Origin of the sequence: Vibrio sp. 2304 (assembly GCF_033339475.1) — a bacterium.
GTDB classification, from domain to species: Bacteria; Pseudomonadota; Gammaproteobacteria; order Enterobacterales; family Vibrionaceae; genus Vibrio; species Vibrio alginolyticus.
Genome location: NZ_JAWOUQ010000070.1, coordinates 1 through 653 on the forward strand (window position 1 = coordinate 1; position 653 = coordinate 653).

Below are 653 nucleotides of genomic sequence, written 5' to 3' on the forward strand. Positions count from 1 at the left end.
CAGTCGAGTTTATCCAAAAACAAAATATGGTGGTTGATACTCATGCCGAGCACCACCTGATACTCCCCAGCTTGAAACGCAAACGCGCGAATATTCAGCGAGTCCTCACTCCATTCGATGGCACGCTCGTGATTTAAAACCTGAGGCGAGCTAATGCTGTAGGCTCGGTTCTGAGGAATCGTCAGGCTCGAGTTCTGATACACGCTCTGCTTGCCTTCAAACACCCACATATAGAGCGTACTGTTATTCGCTTGCTTGAACACATCCTCTGGCGAGCGTTTTAACTCGTTCTCAATGGCATTGAACTTACTGGAAATATAGCTGAAATCTTGCAAATAAAAGTGGCGTTCAATGGCGTACTGTAGGATGAAAGCCAAAGAAAAATAGGTCACAAACGTCATACTAACAAACATCAGCACGAGCTTGTTTTTCATGGAAAAAGGCAGCGAGAACTTAGGCATCACGACTCTCTTCGAGTTTGTAGCCCATCCCTCTGACAGTGTGAATCAGAGGTTTATCGAACGGTTTGTCCACTTTGCTACGCAGACGTTTGACCGCCACATCAATCACATTGGTATCGCTGTCAAAGTTCATATCCCACACTAACGACGCAATGGTGGTACGTGAAAGTACTTGGCCAGTTTTGCGCATCA

1 protein-coding gene and 1 pseudogene are annotated in these 653 nt (G+C 45.9%); both read right to left on the reverse strand.

Annotated features, from left to right (window positions below):
- Nucleotides 1-461, reverse strand: a pseudogene (locus R7P64_RS24295) (two-component sensor histidine kinase); the annotation flags it as partial.
- Nucleotides 454-653: winged helix-turn-helix domain-containing protein (locus R7P64_RS24300; RefSeq protein ID WP_318124168.1), on the reverse strand; the 200-nt coding region annotated here is incomplete at its 5' end. The gene R7P64_RS24300 and the pseudogene R7P64_RS24295, both read right to left, overlap by 8 nt.